Origin of the sequence: Citrobacter sp. wls706, from assembly GCF_005281305.1 — a bacterium.
GTDB classification, from domain to species: Bacteria; Pseudomonadota; Gammaproteobacteria; order Enterobacterales; family Enterobacteriaceae; genus Citrobacter; species Citrobacter werkmanii.
In genome coordinates, this window is record NZ_SZXG01000031.1 from 273929 (window position 1) to 291911 (window position 17983).

The following is a 17983-nucleotide window of genomic DNA, read 5'->3' on the forward strand; positions in this document are numbered from 1 at the left end:
CGCATTTTTTTAGGCAGGGATCGCGTCGATTTTTCCGGCTCGCGACCAGACACGATGCGCCGTCATCAGTGTCAGCAAGGTATCCATAAACTGTGCGTCTGCACTGTCCGCTTCTACCACGCCTTCCTCACTCTGATTTGTGATATTCAATGCAGCTTTAAGCTGTCGAGCATCTCCAGCCAGGGCGATAGGTTTAAGGTGTTTATACGCTTCGAGTAAGTAATATTTAGCATCTCCATTCATGGCGATATCCGCGATATTCCCACCCGGAACGATAACCGCATCAACCGTCAGCGACGGCGAGCCGGCAAAGGTGCCCGCGATCGTCAGGACGGAGCCATCGTCGGCAACCACATTACCCATTCTGGAATAGAGCAACCTGGCATGAACGCCTTTCGCCTGCAGGGCCTGCATAATGGTGAGCAGATCGTCCGCCTTTATCTGATCATTGAGCAGAATGGCGACCACGCGGCCTTTGATATCACCTTTTGATCCCGCATATAGACTAAGCGAAGGCGCATTGGTTAATCCGTTGACATCCGGCGGAGGGGAGATCTGGGTTTGCTCTTCGGTCAGCTCAAAACCGAGGTTGCTGGCCACGGACTGCGCCAGCGTAGTATCAATATGCGCCAGATGATCGACCACTCTTTCGCGAATATAAGGCCGGGTCACCTTACTGAGTTCGAAACTGAATCCGCCAATAATATGCTGTTGCTCTATTGGCGTCTGGCTTAACCAGAACAGGCGAGGGTGGGCATAGTATTCGCCGAAAGAGGGGCTACGCTCACGAATTTTATTCCCGTCAATGCGCTCCTGATACGACTCAAATCCACCACGTTTTGGCCCCGGCGGCGTTTCTCGTGGCCAGTTGTCATTGATGGAATTAGGTTCATAGTTGGCGGGATTGGTATCAATATCCATGCGATGCATACCGTCGCGTTGGAAGTTATGATACGGGCAGGTAGGACGATTGATTGGGATTTCATGGAAGTTGGGCCCACCCAGGCGACTGATCTGTGTGTCCGTATACGAGAACAGTCTGCCCTGTAACAGAGGATCATTGGTAAAATCGATGCCCGGAACGATGTGACCGGGATGAAATGCCGCCTGTTCGTTTTCCGCGAAGAAATTGTCCGGGTTGCGGTTTAGTACCATTTTACCGACGCGCTGAACCGGAACCAGCTCTTCCGGGATGAGTTTGGTCGGATCGAGCAGGTCAAAATCGAATTTAAACTCATCTTCCTCCGGGATTAACTGCAGGCCAAGTTCGTATTCCGGGTAATCACCAGCTTCAATTGCCTCCCACAGATCGCGGCGATGGAAATCAGGATCGCGTCCCGTCAGTTTCTGTGCTTCATCCCATACCAGAGAAGCTTTGCCAGCCAGCGGTTTCCAGTGGAAGCGGACGAAAGTGGCTTTCCCCTGCGCATTAATCAGCCGAAAAGTATGGATACCGAAACCTTCCATCGTGCGATAACTGCGAGGGATCCCCCGGTCAGACATCGCCCACATCACGTTGTGCAGGGTTTCAGGTTGCAATGAGACATAATCCCAGAAGGTATCATGAGCGCTTTGGCCCTGCGGGATAGCCCAATGTGGCTCCGGTTTTACGGCATGGACGAAATCCGGGAATTTATGTGCATCCTGAATAAAAAAGATCGGCGTGTTATTTCCTACCAGATCAAAGATGCCCTCTTCGGTATAAAATTTTGTCGCAAATCCCCGAATATCTCTGACCGTATCCGCTGAGCCCGCGCCGCCCTGGACAGTTGAGAAACGGACAAAAACGGGTGTTATCTTGTTTTCTTCGGATAAGAAATCGGCTTTTGTCGTTGCGCTTAAATCGGTATAAGACTGAAAGTAACCGTGCGCGGCTGACCCTCGGGCGTGAACGATACGTTCTGGTATACGTTCGTGATCGAAATGGGTGATTTTTTCTCGCAGGATAAAATCTTCCAGTAATGTTGGCCCGCGATTTCCGGCGCGCAGCGAGTTTTGATCGTCCGCAATGCGTACGCCCTGATTGGTGGTCAGGGCAAAATCTTCGCTTCCTTTGCGAAAACTGTCCAGCGCGTTGAGTTTGTCACTTCTGATGTCAGGTGCTTTTAAGCTGCCGGACGTAGTAGGTTGCATGCCCGGAGGCGTCGGTTCAGGCGTTGGACGATGTGAACCGTCTGCTGGCGCCAGAGAATCAAGACCAGGTTTGGACTCGCTGGCGTCATGAACTGGCGCAGTGTGATGGAGCGGATGCTTATCTTTCTGTGACATTAAACTCGTCTCCTGTATTCATCGCTGAAAGGGTCGTTGTTGCTGTCAAAAGCTTTAACTATAGACCACTCATTCAGCCCTGCAGGAATATACGAGGAGGTAAAGCGCGATGAGGCAGACAAACCGCGCACGCAAGGCAGGACGCAGGAGGGGAAAATCGGCTAAGATAGCAGTTTTCTGATTTTTAGAATTTGTCTTTAGTGAAACAACTGATTATGAAACCTCTTCGCCAACAAAATCGTCCGGTTATTAGCTACGTGCCACGCGTGGAGCCTGCTCCGCCAGAGCATGCGGTTAAAATGGATGCGTTTCGTGACGTATGGATACTGCGCGGGAAATATGTCGCTTTTGTCTTAATGGGGGAGTCGTTTCAGCGTTCGCCTGCATTTACTGTTCCGGAATCAGCGCAACGCTGGGCTAATCAGATTCGTCAGGAAAATGAACTGAGCGATTGACTGGATATAAAAAACCGCCGGGGCATTACACGCCGGCGGTTTTTTGTTTTTCAGCAAACAGACTTAGCGATGCGCCAGTTCGGCGTTATCTTCGCTGTCCAGAATCGTTTTGTCGGTCTGCTTCAGCCACTGGCTGGTTAGCGTACCGGCAGTCATGGAGCCGCTGACGTTCAGCGCAGTACGACCCATATCAATCAGCGGTTCAACGGAGATCAGCAGAGCAACCAGCGTTACCGGCAGACCCATGGCAGGCAGAACGATCAGCGCAGCAAAGGTCGCGCCGCCACCCACACCCGCAACGCCTGCGGAACTCACTGTCACGATACCTACCAGCGTGGCAATCCACATTGGATCCAGCGGGTTAATCCCGACGGTCGGGGCGACCATCACCGCCAGCATGGCCGGGTACAGGCCGGCACAACCGTTCTGACCAATCGTTGCGCCAAAAGAGGCGGCAAAGCTGGCAATGGATTCAGGTACGCCCAGACGACGGGTTTGTGCCTCAACGTTCAGCGGGATGGACGCGGCGCTGGAACGGCTGGTGAAGGCGAAAGTCAGCACCGGCCAGACTTTACGGAAGTATTTCAGCGGGCTAACGCCGTTCACACCCAGCAGGATCCCGTGTACCACAAACATAATACCCAGACCGAGATACGAAGCGACGACGAAGCTACCCAGCTTGATGATGTCCTGCAGGTTGGAGCCTGCAACCACTTTAGTCATCAGCGCCAGAACACCGTACGGCGTTAACTGCATGACCAGACGAACCAATTTCATCACCCAGCTTTGCAGGGTATCGATAGCGACCAGAACGCGCTCGCCTTTTGGTGCGTCATCTTTCAGCAGTTTCAGTGCGGCTACACCGAGGAATGCAGCGAAGATAACTACGCTGATAATCGACGTCGGGTTCGCTCCGGTCAGATCGGCAAACGGGTTTTTCGGGATGAACGACAGCACCAGTTGCGGAACGCTGAGGTCGGCAACTTTACCAACATAATTGGTTTCGATGGCGTTCAGGCGAGCGGTTTCAGCCCCACCTTGTACCAGACCTTCGGCGGTCAAGCCGAACAGGTTGGTCACCAGAACACCTACCAGTGCGGCAATCAGCGTGGTAAACAGCAGCGTGCCGATGGTCAGGAAGCTAATTTTACCTAACTGAGAGGCGTTGTGCAGACGCGCAACGGCACTGAGTATAGAGGCAAAGACCAGCGGCATAACAATCATTTGCAGCAACTGGACATAACCGTTGCCGACAATGTTGAACCACTGTACGGAATCTTTAAGAACCTGGCTGTCGGAGCCATAAATGGTGTGCAGCGCGAGGCCGAACACCACACCCATGACCAGACCGACCAGTACTTTTTTTGCCAGACTCCACTGTTTGTGACGGGCTTGCGCCAGCACGAACAGCAGCACTACGAACACGATAATGTTCGCGATTAATGGAAAGTTCATCCCCGTTCTCCTGATCTTATTATGCGGATCACCGTACGATGGTGATTCTGTTGGCGCAAGATTAGCAGAACTGTGACATGCCTCTTATATTCAAATGGAATTGTTTATGCCAAAAATGACATTTCGGCTGATTTATTAGTCAACCTGGTGCGTTATGAAACGATTAAACTGCATTTGAAGCGTATTTATCATTTGTGATGACCAGCGTACTGCACTGTTTTCTTGTACGGTCTGCGGCATCCAGATGGCCCAGGCAAACAGCGCCATACACAGGAATCTCTCCAGTTGATTCCCTTTTTGCGGCACAAGGATCGGCAGGCGAAAACGCCAGCGGCAGGGCCAAAGCAGGGGGACGCCCGCCGGGGTCAGCATATCGGCCAGAATATGGCTGAGATAACCGAGAACCATGCCTTGTAAGGCATCAGCCGGAATTATCCAGGTATCAGGAACTTTCAGGTAAAACGTGGCCAGCAGGGCAAAGACTGCCAGCAGGCTATGCGTAAACCCGCGATGGCCAAATGCGCGGGCAATGGGTTTTGATATCCACTTCAGACGCTGGCCGAGCAGGGATTTGGGATGATCGATATCCGGCAACAGGCACGTTAAAATGGCTGAAGGAACAATATGCCACCAGTCACCCTGCGCAAGAACGGGCGTTAGCTCGGCATTTTTGGCAAATACCGCACAGGCAATAGAAAAAAGAAGGTGGCCTTCCGCCGTCATGATAAAACCCAATAAACTGTCGATTCATACAGTATAGGGGTTTTATACAGTAGGCGGAAGAGGTGACGTTGTAACCCTTTGTCACAAGTGCGCCTTTACCGCGCCAGCCAACCGCCATCCACGGCCAGCGTATAGCCATGTATATAGTCAGAGGCAGGACTGGCGAGGAAAACGACCGGGCCTTTCAGATCGTCAGGCGTGCCCCAGCGTCCGGCTGGAATACGATCGACAATCTCCTGATTGCGCTCGCTGTCTTCACGTAATTGCTGCGTGTTATTGGTCGCCATATAGCCGGGCGCAATAGCGTTGACATTAATACCTTGTGCAGCCCATTCATTAGCCAGCAGGCGGGTGATACCCAGTACACCGCTTTTAGATGCGGTATAGGAAGGAACGCGGATCCCGCCCTGAAATGAGAGCATTGAGGCAATATTAATTATTTTCCCACCGTTACCCTGCGCCACAAACTGGCGCGCCACGGCCTGCGACAGAAAGAACACGGATTTGAGATTCAGGTTCATCACGTCATCCCAGTCTTTTTCGCTGAAGTCCAACGCATCCTGGCGACGAATGGTGCCCGCATTATTGACCAGAATATCGACCCGACCAAATGCCGCTACCGTTTGTGTCACGATGCCGGAGAGTATGTCCTGTTGGCGGAGATCGGCCTGAATCGCCATAAAACGTCGACCAAGCGCGTTAATTTTCTCTGCGGTTTCATGGGGAGTTTTACGATTCACGCCGACCACATCACAGCCAGCTTCAGCCAGCGCGAGTGCCATACCTTGTCCAAGGCCGGTATCACAGCCGGTGACGATGGCGACTTTACCTGCGAGACGAAAAGCATCCTGAATCATATTCACCTCAATTATTCATTCCATTCACACTTCACCATGCGGAAAGAATAGGAGAGGCTGAGCAGAAATACAATAAAAATGAAATGCCGTTTTAAAAAAAACAATCTCACGGGCAATGATTCGCATTGCCCGTGAGAGGATTAGCCGCGCAGATGAACGGCTGTAAGTTCGGTGAGCGAGGACAGTTTTACGTCGGCCAGTACATAGCGAGGATCGTCCTGATTTTCATGTGCAGGCACCACGATAGAGCGCATGCGAGCCGCTTTTGAGGCGATCATGCCATTGACGGAATCTTCCAGGGCAACGCAGCTCAATGGATCAATGCCCAGTTTCGCTGCGCAATCAAGATACACCTGTGGGTGCGGTTTACTGTAGGGCAGTTTCTCCGCGGAGGCCAGCGCATCGAAGCTGTCGCGCAGATCAAACATGGTCAGCACTTTTTCCAGCATATACAACGGTGATGCGGATGCCAGCCCGACCAGAATTCCCTGCGATTTGCACAACGCCACGGCTTCACGTACGCCAGGCAACAGCGGTCTTGTCTCTTCAACTAACGCAATTGCCCGCGTGATGATACGTGCAGTCACTTCCTGACGTGTGGGACCATTCCACGGTTGCTGCGCAAACCACAAATCAACCACCATGTCGATGCGTAAGCCAAGGGTATCGGGAAGTTCATGGCGGCGAGTGATATCAACGCCTAAACTTGCCATCACATCTAGTTCGGCCTGATCCCAGAGCGGTTCTGAATCGACCAGTAATCCATCCATATCGAAAATTGCAGCAAGAATTTGACGCGGGGTTGACATCACAACCTCTCCTTTAGGGTGATAAAAGGGATTTCGAGCCAGTCATAACAGGCTCTGAGCGTTCATTATGGCTAATTCTCTATTATACCGCCTTTAAAGATCAGGCGAAAACGGTTATCAACGGGTAAACTTAGGCCAAAATGACACGTCTTTATCAAGGGGAACTCATGACGTATCAACAAGCTGGACGCATTGCCGTCTTGAAAAGGCTGGTGGGATGGGTGATTTTCATTCCCGCGCTGATTTCAACACTGGTTTCTGTACTGAAGTTTATGTATGCGCACAGCGAAAAGCAGGAGGGGATTAATGCGGTAATGCTCGATTTTGCCCACGTAATGATCGACATGATGCGGGTGAACACCCCATTTCTTAACGTATTTTGGTATAACTCGCCGACTCCCGATTTTCAAAGTGGACTCAATCTCGTTTTTTGGCTGATTTTCATCCTGATTTTTATCGGCTTAGCGTTGCAGGACTCAGGTGCAAGAATGAGCCGTCAGGCGCGCTTTTTACGCGAAGGCGTTGAGGACCAGCTGATTCTGGAACAGGCAAAAGGCAGTGAAGGGTTATCACGTGGACAAATCGAGTCACGTATCGTGGTGCCGCACCATACGATCTTTTTACAAATTTTCCCGCTGTATATATTGCCGGTGATTGTTATCGTCATCGGCTACTTTTTCTTCTCATTGCTGGGCTTTTTGTAAGCGTTGACATATCAGGCCTGACTCATTGTGTAACGCCAGGCCTGATAAGCGCGTTGCTAAGCCGCCAGTAACCTATCCATTGCTTTCTGCGCCACAACCAGATGCTGCCCTCCGAACAGAATGGCCCGATTCAGCAGCGTATAGAGCTGGTAGACAGGCTGTCTGTCGAGAAAATCCAGGGGGAGCGGCGAGACGGACTGATAACCGTCATAAATTTGTGGCGGCTGTTCGGTATGTAACGGCAGCATTGCCAGATCGCACTCTCTGTCTCCCCAGTAGCAGGCAGGGTCGAAGATGTAGGGACCATTCGGGCCGAGCGCGCAGTTCCCCGACCACAAATCCCCATGCAGGAGCGACGGCTGCGGCTGATGGGAAGCGAGGCGTTGCTGAACATGCTCGACAATGGCGTCAATATTGCCAAACGCAATACCTTTCTCAGCGGCGAGTTCCAGTTGCCAGCCAATACGCTGCTCGGCAAAAAAAGTTGACCAGCGACGTTGCCAGGTATTGGGTTGCGGCGTGGTTGAGAGCGCATTGTCGAAGTCGAGTCCGAACTGCGGCTGATCGCTCCATTCATGCAAATGCGCAAGTTGTTGGCCGAGGATAAACGCGTTGTGCGCGTCAAGCGGACGGGGAGGGAGGAAGTCCATCACCAGGAAACTGTAATCTCTGTCTGCGCCTACCGCCCAAACTTTCGGTACTGATACGGTTTGGCTGCGGGAAAGTAGCTCCAGCTGATCGGCTTCCGCCGTAAAGCCGGTTAACAACTCTCTTTCATCGCATTTGACGAAAAAATCGCGCCCCGCATAGCGTAAATGCCATGCGGCGTGGATCTCTCCGCCGGGCAGTTCATTACGCAGTTCGATTTCGCCTTCACCTAATTGCTCGCTTAAAAGACGACTGATAGCCTGCCACATGATGTCTCTCCCCATGTTGTCTGCCAGATCATAAGGTTAGCGCAAGAATGCGGTTAAAAAACACGAACTGACGCACACCACGGACGCGTCATCGCTCGAAAGGCACTTAATGTTTGTCGTTCTTCTTCATCTCGCACCGTTATGGAGACGTCCGGTTGTACATGATTCACTTCTTTGTAATCACGTGATTTTTTAGCATAGACGTATAACACCCATGCCGACAGTTTTACCGGAACATCCCCCTTCTGTTAAAAGGGGGACGGTGCCATTACTGAGCAAGGTATGCATATATTTTTTGCGTATCGTCCAAAGCGCACAGACGCGTACCCTGATTCAGGGTTGCTGCGCTACCGGCGGCGACACCGAAACGAACAATATCGTCAAAAGGTGCGTTTTCAGCCAGTTTAAGCGTCATAGCGCCGACCATGCTGTCGCCTGCCCCTACGGTACTTTGGCTCTTCACCGGGGGTGGAACCACCTGGACGCAGGTGTCGCGATCAACGCCCAGCGCCCCTTGTGGCCCAAGAGACACCACGACGCGGTGTGCTTTACCCGATTGCACAATCTCCTGTGCGGCTTTACGCACGTCATCGGGCTGGGTGAGTTCGCGATTCACCAGCGCGCTCAGTTCTTTGAGGTTGGGTTTGACCAGTTCGATATTGCCGATGGCTAACGCCGCCGTTAGCGCCTCGCCTGAGCTATCGACGATGCAGCGAATACCCTGTTTTTGTGCTGAGGTAACGAGTTGGGTCAGCTTCTCAAGCTGTACCCCAGGCGGCAAACTGCCGCTAATCACCAGCAGCGCGCCGGACTCAATTTCCAGCACCTGATCCTGAAGTTGATAGAACTCATCATCGGTCAGCGCAGCCCCGGGCATAACGAAGCGATACTGCTCACCGCTAGACTCAACGTGGACGTGCAGATTTTGGCGGGTCCAGTCTTTGGCTTCGACCGTAGAGACGGGAACATTTTCGTCGGCGAGCAATGCAACAAGATGCTCTCCCGTGGCCCCGCCCGCGGGGAAGATAGCCGTCGCAGTACCGCCAAGATGAGCAATTGCACGAGCGACGTTGATGCCGCCGCCACCGGGTTCAAAAACCGGCGAAGTACAGCGAAGTTTACCTTCTGGGTAGATTTGCGGAGTAATTGTTGCGCTATCGAGAGAGGGCGCAAGTGTTAACGTATAGATACGTACCATCTTTACCTCCTGTTAGGCTGCCTTCAGTCTGGCACTTAACACCCCGAAAGTGAAGTAATTAACAACATGATTTTTCATATCTTTATTTAAAATTATCGGGCCAAAGTTATATAAATAAAATAACGATTTAAGAACGCTCTTATTCAAAAAATGAAATAAGAATTTATTGCTATGTTATTCGAGTCTTTTTATAATTTGTTACCTTTCAAGGGTCTTTTGTCATTGATCCATATGAAAGTTTCCGAGACCGTTATGGTCTCTTTTTTTGTTGTACGGACTCTTAATAAATGAAGCTTTTGAAGACAGTGCCCGCAGCATTCATGCTGATGGGAGGCCTGCTTGCGTCAATGCATGCTGCCGCCGATGATTCCGTTTTTACTGTCATGGATGACCCTTCCAGCGCGAAAAAACCCTTTGAAGGTAACCTGAACGCGGGATATCTCGCCCAGTCAGGCAACACAAAAAGTTCTTCTTTAACTGCAGACACCAACATGACCTGGTATGGTCAAACCACGGCGTGGTCTCTGTGGGGAAATGCCAGCAATACCTCCTCAAATGATGAGCGTTCATCAGAGAAGTATGCCGTAGGGGGCCGCAGTCGTTACAACATGACCGACTATGACTATCTCTTTGGGCAGGCAAGCTGGTTGACCGACCGTTACAACGGTTATCGCGAGCGTGACGTACTGACCGCAGGTTACGGTCGTCAGTTCCTCAATGGACCGGTGCACAGCTTCCGTTTTGAATTCGGTCCTGGTGTTCGTTATGACGAGCACACTGATGGCACCACCGAAACGCAGCCGTTGGGCTATGCGTCCGGGGCCTATGCGTGGCAGATGACGGACAACACCAAGTTTACTCAGGGTGTATCGGTATTCGGTGCTGACGATACGACACTCAATTCTGAAACGGCTTTGAACGTTGCCATCAACGAACACTTCGGGTTAAAGGTGGCTTACAACGTGACCTGGAACTCTGAGCCGCCGGCAACTGCGCCGGAGCATACCGATCGTCGAACGACTGTTTCGCTCGGTTATCGTATGTAATGACAAGCCGGGTCAAATAATTGGCCCGGTTTTCCCAATTAAAGTTAAGTTTATTTAATATTTAATCTACGTTTTATTTTTACCACATATCAATAACGCACTATTTATCAGATGAATTCGATTTAATAGATAAATAAACGGAACCGCACGGCAGTTGCCAATAATTTAACCCCAGATCATGGCGGCCCAGCGTAGGGGCAGTATTGCCGCACAAATAACAAGCAGAATCACAACTATTCTCCAGTGTTTCTTCGCAAAGCGATTTGCTGGCATAGTTCTTTCCTGCTCATATGCGATGACTTTCGGCAAGTGTAACAAAGACGTCAGGGTGTCAGTGAATTGATTTACATCATACAGTGCGCGTTGATTGCTGCTTTGATCGGCTCGTAACACCGTGTACACTGTCAACGGTGTTATCAAAAAGCGGGTGTAGGTCCAGCGTCGCCACTAAGGCAACCAGTGACATATTTCGCAGAGTGAAGCGGGAATCAGCCCACACCTTTTTGATAATTTTAAATATTGAATCTTTGTATGTGATCTTACGTGTGGGTCACCACTGCAAATAAGGATATAACATGCCTGTTATTACTCTTCCTGATGGCAGCCAACGCCATTACGACCACGCTGTAAGCCCCATGGATGTTGCGCTGGACATCGGTCCAGGTCTGGCGAAAGCCACTATTGCTGGCCGTGTTAACGGTGAGCTGGTAGATGCTTCCGATCTGATTGAACATGATGCGAAGCTCTCCATCATCACCGCGAAGGATGAAGAAGGTCTGGAGATCATTCGTCACTCCTGTGCGCACCTGTTAGGGCACGCGATCAAACAACTCTGGCCGCACACCAAAATGGCGATCGGACCGGTTGTTGACAACGGTTTTTACTACGATATCGATCTTGACCGTACGTTAACCCAGGAAGACGTCGACGCGCTCGAGAAGCGGATGCACGAGCTCGCTGAGAAAAACTACGATGTCATTAAGAAGAAAGTCAGCTGGTACGAAGCGCGTGAAACCTTCGTGAAGCGTGGTGAGACCTATAAAGTCTCTATTCTTGATGAAAACATTGCCCATGATGACAAGCCTGGCTTGTACCATCATGAAGAATATGTCGATATGTGCCGTGGCCCGCACGTGCCGAACATGCGTTTCTGCCATCACTTCAAACTGATGAAGACCGCAGGGGCATACTGGCGTGGCGACAGCAATAATAAGATGCTGCAGCGTATTTATGGTACTGCATGGGCAGATAAAAAAGCCCTCAACGCCTACCTGCAACGTCTGGAAGAAGCCGCCAAACGCGATCACCGTAAAATCGGTAAACAGCTTGACCTGTATCATATGCAGGAAGAAGCGCCGGGTATGGTGTTCTGGCACAATGATGGCTGGACTATCTTCCGTGAACTGGAAGTCTTCGTTCGTTCGAAACTGAAAGAATACCAGTATCAGGAAGTTAAAGGTCCGTTCATGATGGACCGCGTGCTGTGGGAAAAAACAGGTCACTGGGATAACTACAAAGATGCGATGTTCACGACGTCTTCAGAGAACCGTGAATACTGCATTAAGCCCATGAACTGCCCGGGTCACGTACAGATCTTTAATCAGGGTCTGAAATCTTATCGCGATCTGCCGCTGCGTATGGCTGAGTTTGGTAGCTGCCACCGTAACGAGCCGTCAGGCGCGCTGCACGGTCTGATGCGTGTTCGTGGCTTCACTCAGGATGATGCGCATATCTTCTGTACTGAAGAACAGATCCGTGATGAAGTTAACGCTTGTATTCGTATGGTCTACGATATGTACAGCACCTTTGGCTTCGAGAAGATCGTTGTCAAACTGTCCACTCGCCCCGAAAAACGTATCGGTAGCGATGAAATGTGGGACCGTGCTGAAGCTGACCTGGCCGTTGCGTTGGAAGAAAACAACATCCCGTTTGAGTTCCAACTGGGTGAGGGCGCATTCTACGGTCCGAAAATTGAATTTACCCTGTATGACTGCCTCGATCGTGCATGGCAGTGCGGTACTGTACAGCTGGACTTCTCTCTGCCGTCCCGTTTAAGCGCCTCTTATGTTGGCGAAAACAACGAGCGTCAGGTGCCGGTTATGATTCACCGTGCAATTCTTGGGTCGATGGAACGTTTCATCGGTATCCTGACCGAAGAGTTCGCTGGCTTCTTCCCGACCTGGCTTGCGCCGGTTCAGGTTGTAGTCATGAACATTACTGATTCTCAGTCTGAATACGTTAACGAATTAACGCAGAAACTACAAAATGCGGGCATTCGTGTAAAAGCAGACTTGAGAAATGAGAAGATTGGCTTTAAAATCCGCGAGCACACTTTACGTCGTGTCCCTTACATGTTGGTCTGTGGCGACAAAGAGGTTGAAGCAGGCAAAGTTGCCGTGCGCACCCGTCGTGGCAAAGACTTGGGCAGCCTGGACGTAAATGAAGTGATTGAGAAGCTGCAACAAGAGATTCGCAGCCGCAGTCTTCAACAACTGGAGGAATAAGGTATTAAAGGCGGAAAACGAGTTCAAACGGCACGTCCGAATCGTATCAATGGCGAGATTCGCGCCCTGGAAGTTCGCTTAACAGGTCTGGAAGGCGAAGCTTTGGGTATTGTGAGTCTGAGAGAAGCAATCGAAAAAGCTGAAGAAGCTGGAGTAGATTTAGTTGAAATCAGCCCTAACGCCGAACCGCCAGTTTGTCGTATTATGGACTACGGCAAGTTCCTTTATGAAAAGAGTAAGTCTTCTAAGGAACAGAAGAAAAAGCAAAAAGTTATCCAGGTTAAGGAAATTAAATTCCGTCCTGGCACCGACGATGGCGATTACCAGGTAAAACTCCGCAGCCTGGTACGCTTTCTGGAAGATGGCGATAAGGCTAAGATCACGCTGCGTTTTCGCGGTCGTGAGATGGCCCACCAACAGATCGGTATGGAAGTGCTCAACCGCGTCCGTGACGATCTGAGTGAACTGGCAGTAGTCGAATCCTTCCCTACGAAGATCGAAGGCCGTCAGATGATCATGGTGCTCGCTCCTAAGAAGAAACAGTAAGGCCTTCAAGTAGCAATGTCTGTGGAGCCTGCGGGTTCCACAGCCGTTGTTCGCCTACGTTTCGTTTATTAACAATGCGAAGTGGAAGTTATTAAAATGCCAAAAATTAAGACCGTACGCGGTGCTGCTAAGCGCTTCAAAAAAACCGGTGGTGGTGGATTTAAGCGTAAGCACGCAAACCTGCGTCATATTCTGACCAAAAAATCTACTAAGCGTAAACGTCACCTGCGTCCAAAAGGCCTGGTTTCTAAAGGCGATCTGGGTCTGGTTATCGCGTGCCTGCCGTACGCATAAGCCGTTAACGTTTAATTAATTTTTTACTAAGAATATAGATACAGGAGAGCACATATGGCTCGCGTAAAACGTGGTGTAGTTGCCCGTGCACGTCACAAGAAAATTTTGAAACAAGCTAAAGGCTACTACGGTGCGCGTTCTCGCGTATACCGCGTTGCCTTCCAGGCTGTTATCAAAGCTGGTCAGTACGCTTATCGTGACCGTCGTCAGAAAAAGCGTCAGTTCCGTCAACTGTGGATTGCGCGTATCAACGCAGCAGCACGTCAGAACGGTATTTCTTACAGCAAATTCATCAACGGCCTGAAAAAAGCCTCTGTTGAAATCGACCGTAAGATCCTGGCTGACATCGCAGTATTCGACAAAGTAGCGTTCACCGCTCTGGTTGAAAAAGCGAAAGCAGCTCTGGCATAAGCCGGTGAAAAGAGGGAGCCTGGCTCCCTCTCTTTTATTGTAGGGCAATCAATTGGTTGACAATTTACCCGTAAGCCTTTTCAATAAAGGTTGTCCGGTTTTTACCACACAAGGTAACGCAAGCATGAATGCTGCTATTTTCCGCTTCTTCTTTTACTTTAGCACCTGAACTCAGGAGGCTTGCGCGTGAAAGAAGAAACGGAAAACAGCGCCTAAAAGCCTCCCTGGTGGAGGCTTTTTTTATACGCGTCATCCTTCAAGTTGTCTCTGTGTTGGCTGCATTCGCTCACCCCAGTCACGTACTGATGTACGCTCCTGAGGATTTGCTCTTTTGCCGCCTTGATACAACTTAAATGATTTTGCGTATATACGAGCGACTAGTGAATATCGCCACATAACGAGGAAAACCATGTCACATCTCGCAGAGCTGGTTGCCAGTGCAACGGCCGCCATTAACCAGGCTTCAGATGTTGCCGCGTTAGACAATGTCCGCGTCGAATATTTGGGCAAGAAAGGGCACTTGACCCTTCAGATGACAACCCTGCGCGAGCTGCCGCCAGAAGAGCGTCCGGCAGCAGGTGCGGTGATAAACGAAGCCAAAGAGCAGGTACAGCAAGCGCTGAATGCACGTAAAGCCGAATTAGAAAGTGCTGCGCTGAATGCCCGTCTGGCTGAAGAAACGATCGATATCTCACTGCCGGGACGTCGTATCGAAAACGGCGGTCTGCATCCGGTAACACGTACTATCGACCGTATTGAAAGCTTCTTTGGTGAGCTGGGCTTTACCGTGGCGACCGGTCCGGAAATCGAAGATGACTATCATAACTTCGACGCACTGAATATTCCTGGCCATCATCCGGCACGTGCTGACCACGACACCTTCTGGTTTGACGCGACCCGTCTGCTGCGTACGCAGACTTCCGGCGTGCAGATCCGCACCATGAAAGAAAAACAGCCGCCGATCCGTATCATCGCCCCTGGGCGCGTTTATCGTAACGACTACGATCAGACGCACACTCCAATGTTTCATCAGATGGAAGGGCTGATTGTTGATACCAACATCAACTTCACCAACCTGAAAGGTACGCTGCACGATTTCCTGCGCAACTTCTTTGAAGAAGACCTGCAGGTTCGCTTCCGTCCTTCTTACTTCCCGTTCACCGAACCTTCTGCGGAAGTTGATGTGATGGGCAAAAACGGCAAATGGCTGGAAGTGCTGGGCTGCGGGATGGTTCACCCGAACGTGCTGCGCAACGTGGGTATCGATCCGGAGATCTACTCTGGCTTTGCATTCGGTATGGGTATGGAGCGTCTGACCATGTTGCGTTATGGCGTGACCGACCTGCGTTCTTTCTTCGAAAACGATCTGCGTTTCCTCAAACAGTTTAAATAAAGGCAGGATAAAACAATGAAATTCAGTGAACTGTGGTTACGCGAATGGGTAAACCCGGCGATTGATAGCGATGCGCTGTCAAACCAAATCACGATGGCGGGTCTGGAAGTTGACGGTGTGGAACCTGTTTCGGGCGCGTTCAACGGCGTGGTGGTGGGTGAAGTGGTTGAGTGCGCTCAGCACCCGAACGCTGACAAACTGCGCGTCACCAAAGTGAATGTAGGCGGCGACCGCCTGTTGGATATCGTCTGTGGCGCGCCGAACTGCCGTCAGGGCCTGAAAGTGGCTGTGGCAACCGTGGGCGCCGTACTGCCGGGCGACTTTAAAATTAAAGCGGCGAAACTGCGTGGTGAACCGTCTGAAGGCATGCTGTGCTCGTTCTCCGAGCTGGGCATTTCCGACGATCATAGCGGCATTATCGAACTGCCCGCCGATGCGCCAATTGGCACCAATATCCGCGAATACCTGAAGCTTGACGATAACACCATCGAAATCAGCGTTACGCCGAACCGCGCCGACTGCCTGGGTATCATCGGTGTGGCACGTGATGTGGCTGTACTGAACCAGGCTCCATTGGTTGAGCCGCAAATCGCGCCTGTAGCCGCAACCATTAGCGACGTCCTGCCGATTCAGGTCGAAGCAGTGGAAGCCTGCCCGCGCTATCTGGGCCGCGTTGTGAAAGGCATCAACGTTAAAGCGCCAACTCCGTTGTGGATGAAAGAAAAACTGCGTCGCTGCGGCATCCGCTCCATTGATGCAGTCGTTGACGTCACCAACTATGTGCTGCTCGAACTGGGTCAGCCAATGCATGCGTTCGACAAAGATCGCATCGAAGGCGGGATTGTTGTTCGTATGGCAAAAGAGGGGGAAACCCTGGTTCTGCTAGACGGCAGCGAAGCGAAACTGAATGCGGATACGCTGGTGATTGCCGACCATAACAAAGCGCTGGCCATGGGCGGCATCTTTGGTGGCGAACATTCCGGCGTGAATGACGAAACGCAAAACGTCCTGCTGGAATGCGCATTCTTCAGCCCGCTGTCTATTACCGGTCGCGCACGTCGTCATGGCCTGCACACCGATGCCTCTCACCGCTATGAGCGTGGTGTCGATCCGGCGCTGCAGTACAAAGCGATGGAGCGCGCTACCCGTTTGCTGATTGATATCTGCGGCGGTGAAGCCGGTCCAATTATTGATGTGACCAACGAAGCGACGCTGCCAAAACGCGCGACCATTACGCTTCGCCGCAGCAAACTGGATCGTCTGATCGGACACCATATTGCTGATGACCAGGTGAGCGATATTCTGCGTCGTCTGGGTTGTGACGTCACGGAAGGTCAGGATGAGTGGAAAGCGGTAGCGCCGAGCTGGCGTTTCGATATGGAAATCGAAGAAGATCTGGTCGAAGAAGTTGCCCGCGTATATGGTTATGACAATATCCCGAATACGCCAATTCAGGCAGGTCTGATCATGGGTGAGCATCGTGAAGCGGATTTATCGCTGAAACGTGTAAAAACCATGCTGAATGACAAAGGCTACCAGGAAGTTATCACCTACAGCTTTGTCGACCCGAAAATTCAGGCGTTGCTGCATCCGGGTGAAGAATCGCTGCTGCTGCCAAGCCCAATTTCTATTGATATGTCAGCAATGCGCTTGTCACTGTGGACAGGTTTGCTGTCAACGGTGGTGTATAACCAGAATCGTCAGCAGAACCGTGTGCGTATTTTTGAAACGGGTTTACGTTTCGTACCGGATACGCAGGCCAACCTTGGGATCCGTCAGGATCTGATGCTGGCAGGCGTGATCTGCGGTAACCGTCATGATGAACACTGGAATCTGGCAAAAGAGACCGTTGATTTCTATGATTTGAAAGGCGATCTGGAAGCGGTTCTCGACCTGACCGGCAAACTGGCGGACATTCAGTTCAAAGCTGAAGCGAATCCAGCACTGCATCCGGGTCAGTCTGCGGCGATTTATCTGAAAGGTGAACGTATTGGTTTCATTGGGGTTGTTCATCCTGAACTGGAACGTAAACTGGATCTGAACGGTCGCACTCTGGTATTTGAACTTGAGTGGAACAAGCTCGCAGACCGCGTGGTGCCTCAGGCGCGTGAAGTTTCTCGCTTCCCAGCGAACCGTCGCGACATCGCAGTCGTTGTGGCAGAAAACGTTCCCGCTGCGGATATTTTATCCGAGTGTAAGAAAGTTGGCGTAAATCAGGTAGTTGGCGTAAACTTATTTGACGTGTACCGCGGTAAGGGTGTTGCGGAGGGTTATAAGAGCCTCGCTATCAGCCTGATCCTTCAGGATACCAGCCGTACACTTGAAGAAGAGGAGATTGCCGCTACCGTCGCCAAATGTGTAGAGGCATTAAAAGAGCGATTCCAGGCATCATTGAGGGATTGA

Annotated in this window: 18 protein-coding genes and 1 other annotated feature; of the genes, 10 read left to right on the forward strand and 8 right to left on the reverse strand. The window is 51.1% G+C overall.

All coding sequences use genetic code 11. The features are described from left to right. Positions 1 to 9: 9 nt before the first annotated feature. On the reverse strand, positions 10 to 2268 hold the full coding sequence (katE, locus tag FDW92_RS11955) for a catalase HPII (RefSeq protein ID WP_042308832.1): 2259 nt from the start codon (positions 2266 to 2268) through the stop codon (positions 10 to 12). Between the two features lie 191 nt (positions 2269 to 2459). Between katE and cedA the strand changes: the two genes are divergently transcribed. Continuing rightward, positions 2460 to 2723 (forward strand): cell division activator CedA, encoded by a 264-nt coding sequence (gene cedA, locus FDW92_RS11960; RefSeq protein ID WP_071600734.1) that lies wholly within the window; start codon positions 2460 to 2462, stop codon positions 2721 to 2723. A 63-nt stretch (positions 2724 to 2786) separates the two neighbouring features. Here the strand turns inward: cedA and tcyP are convergent, their stop codons facing one another. The 4 genes from tcyP to hxpB form a co-directional block, all read right to left on the reverse strand. After that, entirely contained in the window at positions 2787 to 4178 is a 1392-nt protein-coding gene (gene tcyP / locus FDW92_RS11965) for a cystine/sulfocysteine:cation symporter (RefSeq protein WP_042308829.1), read from the reverse strand. A gap of 135 nt (positions 4179 to 4313) precedes the next feature. Further along, positions 4314 to 4913 carry a metal-dependent hydrolase gene (locus FDW92_RS11970; RefSeq protein WP_087050648.1) on the reverse strand — a complete coding sequence of 200 codons (600 nt, stop codon included), beginning with the start codon at positions 4911 to 4913 and terminating at the stop codon, positions 4314 to 4316. Between the two features lie 83 nt (positions 4914 to 4996). Beyond that, positions 4997 to 5758, reverse strand: coding sequence for a 2-dehydro-3-deoxy-D-gluconate 5-dehydrogenase KduD (gene kduD / locus FDW92_RS11975; RefSeq protein WP_042308827.1), 762 nt, complete (start codon positions 5756 to 5758; stop codon positions 4997 to 4999). Positions 5759 to 5898: 140 nt separating this feature from the next. Continuing rightward, positions 5899 to 6567 carry a hexitol phosphatase HxpB gene (gene hxpB / locus FDW92_RS11980; protein ID WP_042308825.1) on the reverse strand — a complete coding sequence of 223 codons (669 nt, stop codon included), beginning with the start codon at positions 6565 to 6567 and terminating at the stop codon, positions 5899 to 5901. A 167-nt stretch (positions 6568 to 6734) separates the two neighbouring features. Here hxpB and FDW92_RS11985 point away from each other — a divergent pair, with 167 nt between their 5' ends. Further along, positions 6735 to 7271 (forward strand): YniB family protein, encoded by a 537-nt coding sequence (locus tag FDW92_RS11985; RefSeq protein WP_042308823.1) that lies wholly within the window; start codon positions 6735 to 6737, stop codon positions 7269 to 7271. Positions 7272 to 7327: 56 nt separating this feature from the next. Here the strand turns inward: FDW92_RS11985 and FDW92_RS11990 are convergent, their stop codons facing one another. Both FDW92_RS11990 and pfkB read right to left on the reverse strand, forming a co-directional pair. Beyond that, positions 7328 to 8188, reverse strand: a complete 861-nt coding sequence (locus FDW92_RS11990; protein ID WP_042308821.1) for a fructosamine kinase family protein — start codon at positions 8186 to 8188, stop codon at positions 7328 to 7330. Between the two features lie 268 nt (positions 8189 to 8456). Next, entirely contained in the window at positions 8457 to 9386 is a 930-nt protein-coding gene (gene pfkB, locus FDW92_RS11995) for a 6-phosphofructokinase II (protein ID WP_042308819.1), read from the reverse strand. Between the two features lie 287 nt (positions 9387 to 9673). Between pfkB and FDW92_RS12000 the strand changes: the two genes are divergently transcribed. Next, positions 9674 to 10432, forward strand: coding sequence for a YdiY family protein (locus FDW92_RS12000; protein WP_042308816.1), 759 nt, complete (start codon positions 9674 to 9676; stop codon positions 10430 to 10432). A 165-nt stretch (positions 10433 to 10597) separates the two neighbouring features. Here the strand turns inward: FDW92_RS12000 and yniD are convergent, their stop codons facing one another. After that, positions 10598 to 10705: a small membrane protein YniD gene (gene yniD / locus FDW92_RS23245; protein ID WP_227255173.1), complete on the reverse strand. Its 108-nt coding sequence runs from the start codon at positions 10703 to 10705 to the stop codon at positions 10598 to 10600. Positions 10706 to 11007: 302 nt separating this feature from the next. Here yniD and thrS point away from each other — a divergent pair, with 302 nt between their 5' ends. The 7 genes from thrS to pheT all read left to right on the forward strand — a co-directional run bounded on the left by thrS (position 11008) and on the right by pheT (position 17983). Continuing rightward, complete coding sequence (gene thrS, locus FDW92_RS12005; protein WP_032939806.1) at positions 11008 to 12936, forward strand: threonine--tRNA ligase; 1929 nt, start codon at positions 11008 to 11010, stop codon at positions 12934 to 12936. Between the two features lie 3 nt (positions 12937 to 12939). Further along, positions 12940 to 13482, forward strand: coding sequence for a translation initiation factor IF-3 (infC, locus tag FDW92_RS12010; protein ID WP_048997935.1), 543 nt, complete (start codon positions 12940 to 12942; stop codon positions 13480 to 13482). A 96-nt stretch (positions 13483 to 13578) separates the two neighbouring features. After that, entirely contained in the window at positions 13579 to 13776 is a 198-nt protein-coding gene (rpmI, locus tag FDW92_RS12015) for a 50S ribosomal protein L35 (protein WP_003030583.1), read from the forward strand. Positions 13777 to 13830: 54 nt separating this feature from the next. Beyond that, positions 13831 to 14187, forward strand: a complete 357-nt coding sequence (gene rplT / locus FDW92_RS12020) for a 50S ribosomal protein L20 (protein WP_003030578.1) — start codon at positions 13831 to 13833, stop codon at positions 14185 to 14187. 119 nt (positions 14188 to 14306) lie between these two features. Beyond that, positions 14307 to 14431 (forward strand) — a sequence feature (Phe leader region). Beyond that, positions 14312 to 14356 carry a pheST operon leader peptide PheM gene (gene pheM / locus FDW92_RS23130; protein ID WP_001386830.1) on the forward strand — a complete coding sequence of 15 codons (45 nt, stop codon included), beginning with the start codon at positions 14312 to 14314 and terminating at the stop codon, positions 14354 to 14356. Its footprint overlaps the feature before it by 45 nt. Positions 14432 to 14596: 165 nt before the next feature. Further along, positions 14597 to 15580, forward strand: coding sequence for a phenylalanine--tRNA ligase subunit alpha (gene pheS / locus FDW92_RS12030; RefSeq protein ID WP_003832580.1), 984 nt, complete (start codon positions 14597 to 14599; stop codon positions 15578 to 15580). A 15-nt stretch (positions 15581 to 15595) separates the two neighbouring features. Further along, a complete protein-coding gene (gene pheT / locus FDW92_RS12035) occupies positions 15596 to 17983 on the forward strand; it encodes a phenylalanine--tRNA ligase subunit beta (RefSeq protein WP_042308814.1) in 2388 nt (795 codons plus the stop codon).

Excerpts from the sequence above, each read along its gene's own strand:
- pheT (WP_042308814.1), top strand. The coding sequence starts at position 15,596 with ATGAAATTCAGTGAACTGTGGTTACGCGAATGGGTAAACCCGGCGATT.
- FDW92_RS11985 (WP_042308823.1), top strand. The coding sequence starts at position 6,735 with ATGACGTATCAACAAGCTGGACGCATTGCCGTCTTGAAAAGGCTGGTG.
- pheS (WP_003832580.1), top strand. The coding sequence starts at position 14,597 with ATGTCACATCTCGCAGAGCTGGTTGCCAGTGCAACGGCCGCCATTAAC.
- rpmI (WP_003030583.1), top strand. The coding sequence starts at position 13,579 with ATGCCAAAAATTAAGACCGTACGCGGTGCTGCTAAGCGCTTCAAAAAA.
- thrS (WP_032939806.1), top strand. The coding sequence starts at position 11,008 with ATGCCTGTTATTACTCTTCCTGATGGCAGCCAACGCCATTACGACCAC.
- tcyP (WP_042308829.1), bottom strand. The coding sequence starts at position 4,178 with ATGAACTTTCCATTAATCGCGAACATTATCGTGTTCGTAGTGCTGCTG.
- rplT (WP_003030578.1), top strand. The coding sequence starts at position 13,831 with ATGGCTCGCGTAAAACGTGGTGTAGTTGCCCGTGCACGTCACAAGAAA.
- yniD (WP_227255173.1), bottom strand. The coding sequence starts at position 10,705 with ATGCCAGCAAATCGCTTTGCGAAGAAACACTGGAGAATAGTTGTGATT.
- kduD (WP_042308827.1), bottom strand. The coding sequence starts at position 5,758 with ATGATTCAGGATGCTTTTCGTCTCGCAGGTAAAGTCGCCATCGTCACC.
- katE (WP_042308832.1), bottom strand. The coding sequence starts at position 2,268 with ATGTCACAGAAAGATAAGCATCCGCTCCATCACACTGCGCCAGTTCAT.
- FDW92_RS11990 (WP_042308821.1), bottom strand. The coding sequence starts at position 8,188 with ATGTGGCAGGCTATCAGTCGTCTTTTAAGCGAGCAATTAGGTGAAGGC.
- FDW92_RS12000 (WP_042308816.1), top strand. The coding sequence starts at position 9,674 with ATGAAGCTTTTGAAGACAGTGCCCGCAGCATTCATGCTGATGGGAGGC.
- hxpB (WP_042308825.1), bottom strand. The coding sequence starts at position 6,567 with ATGTCAACCCCGCGTCAAATTCTTGCTGCAATTTTCGATATGGATGGA.
- pfkB (WP_042308819.1), bottom strand. The coding sequence starts at position 9,386 with ATGGTACGTATCTATACGTTAACACTTGCGCCCTCTCTCGATAGCGCA.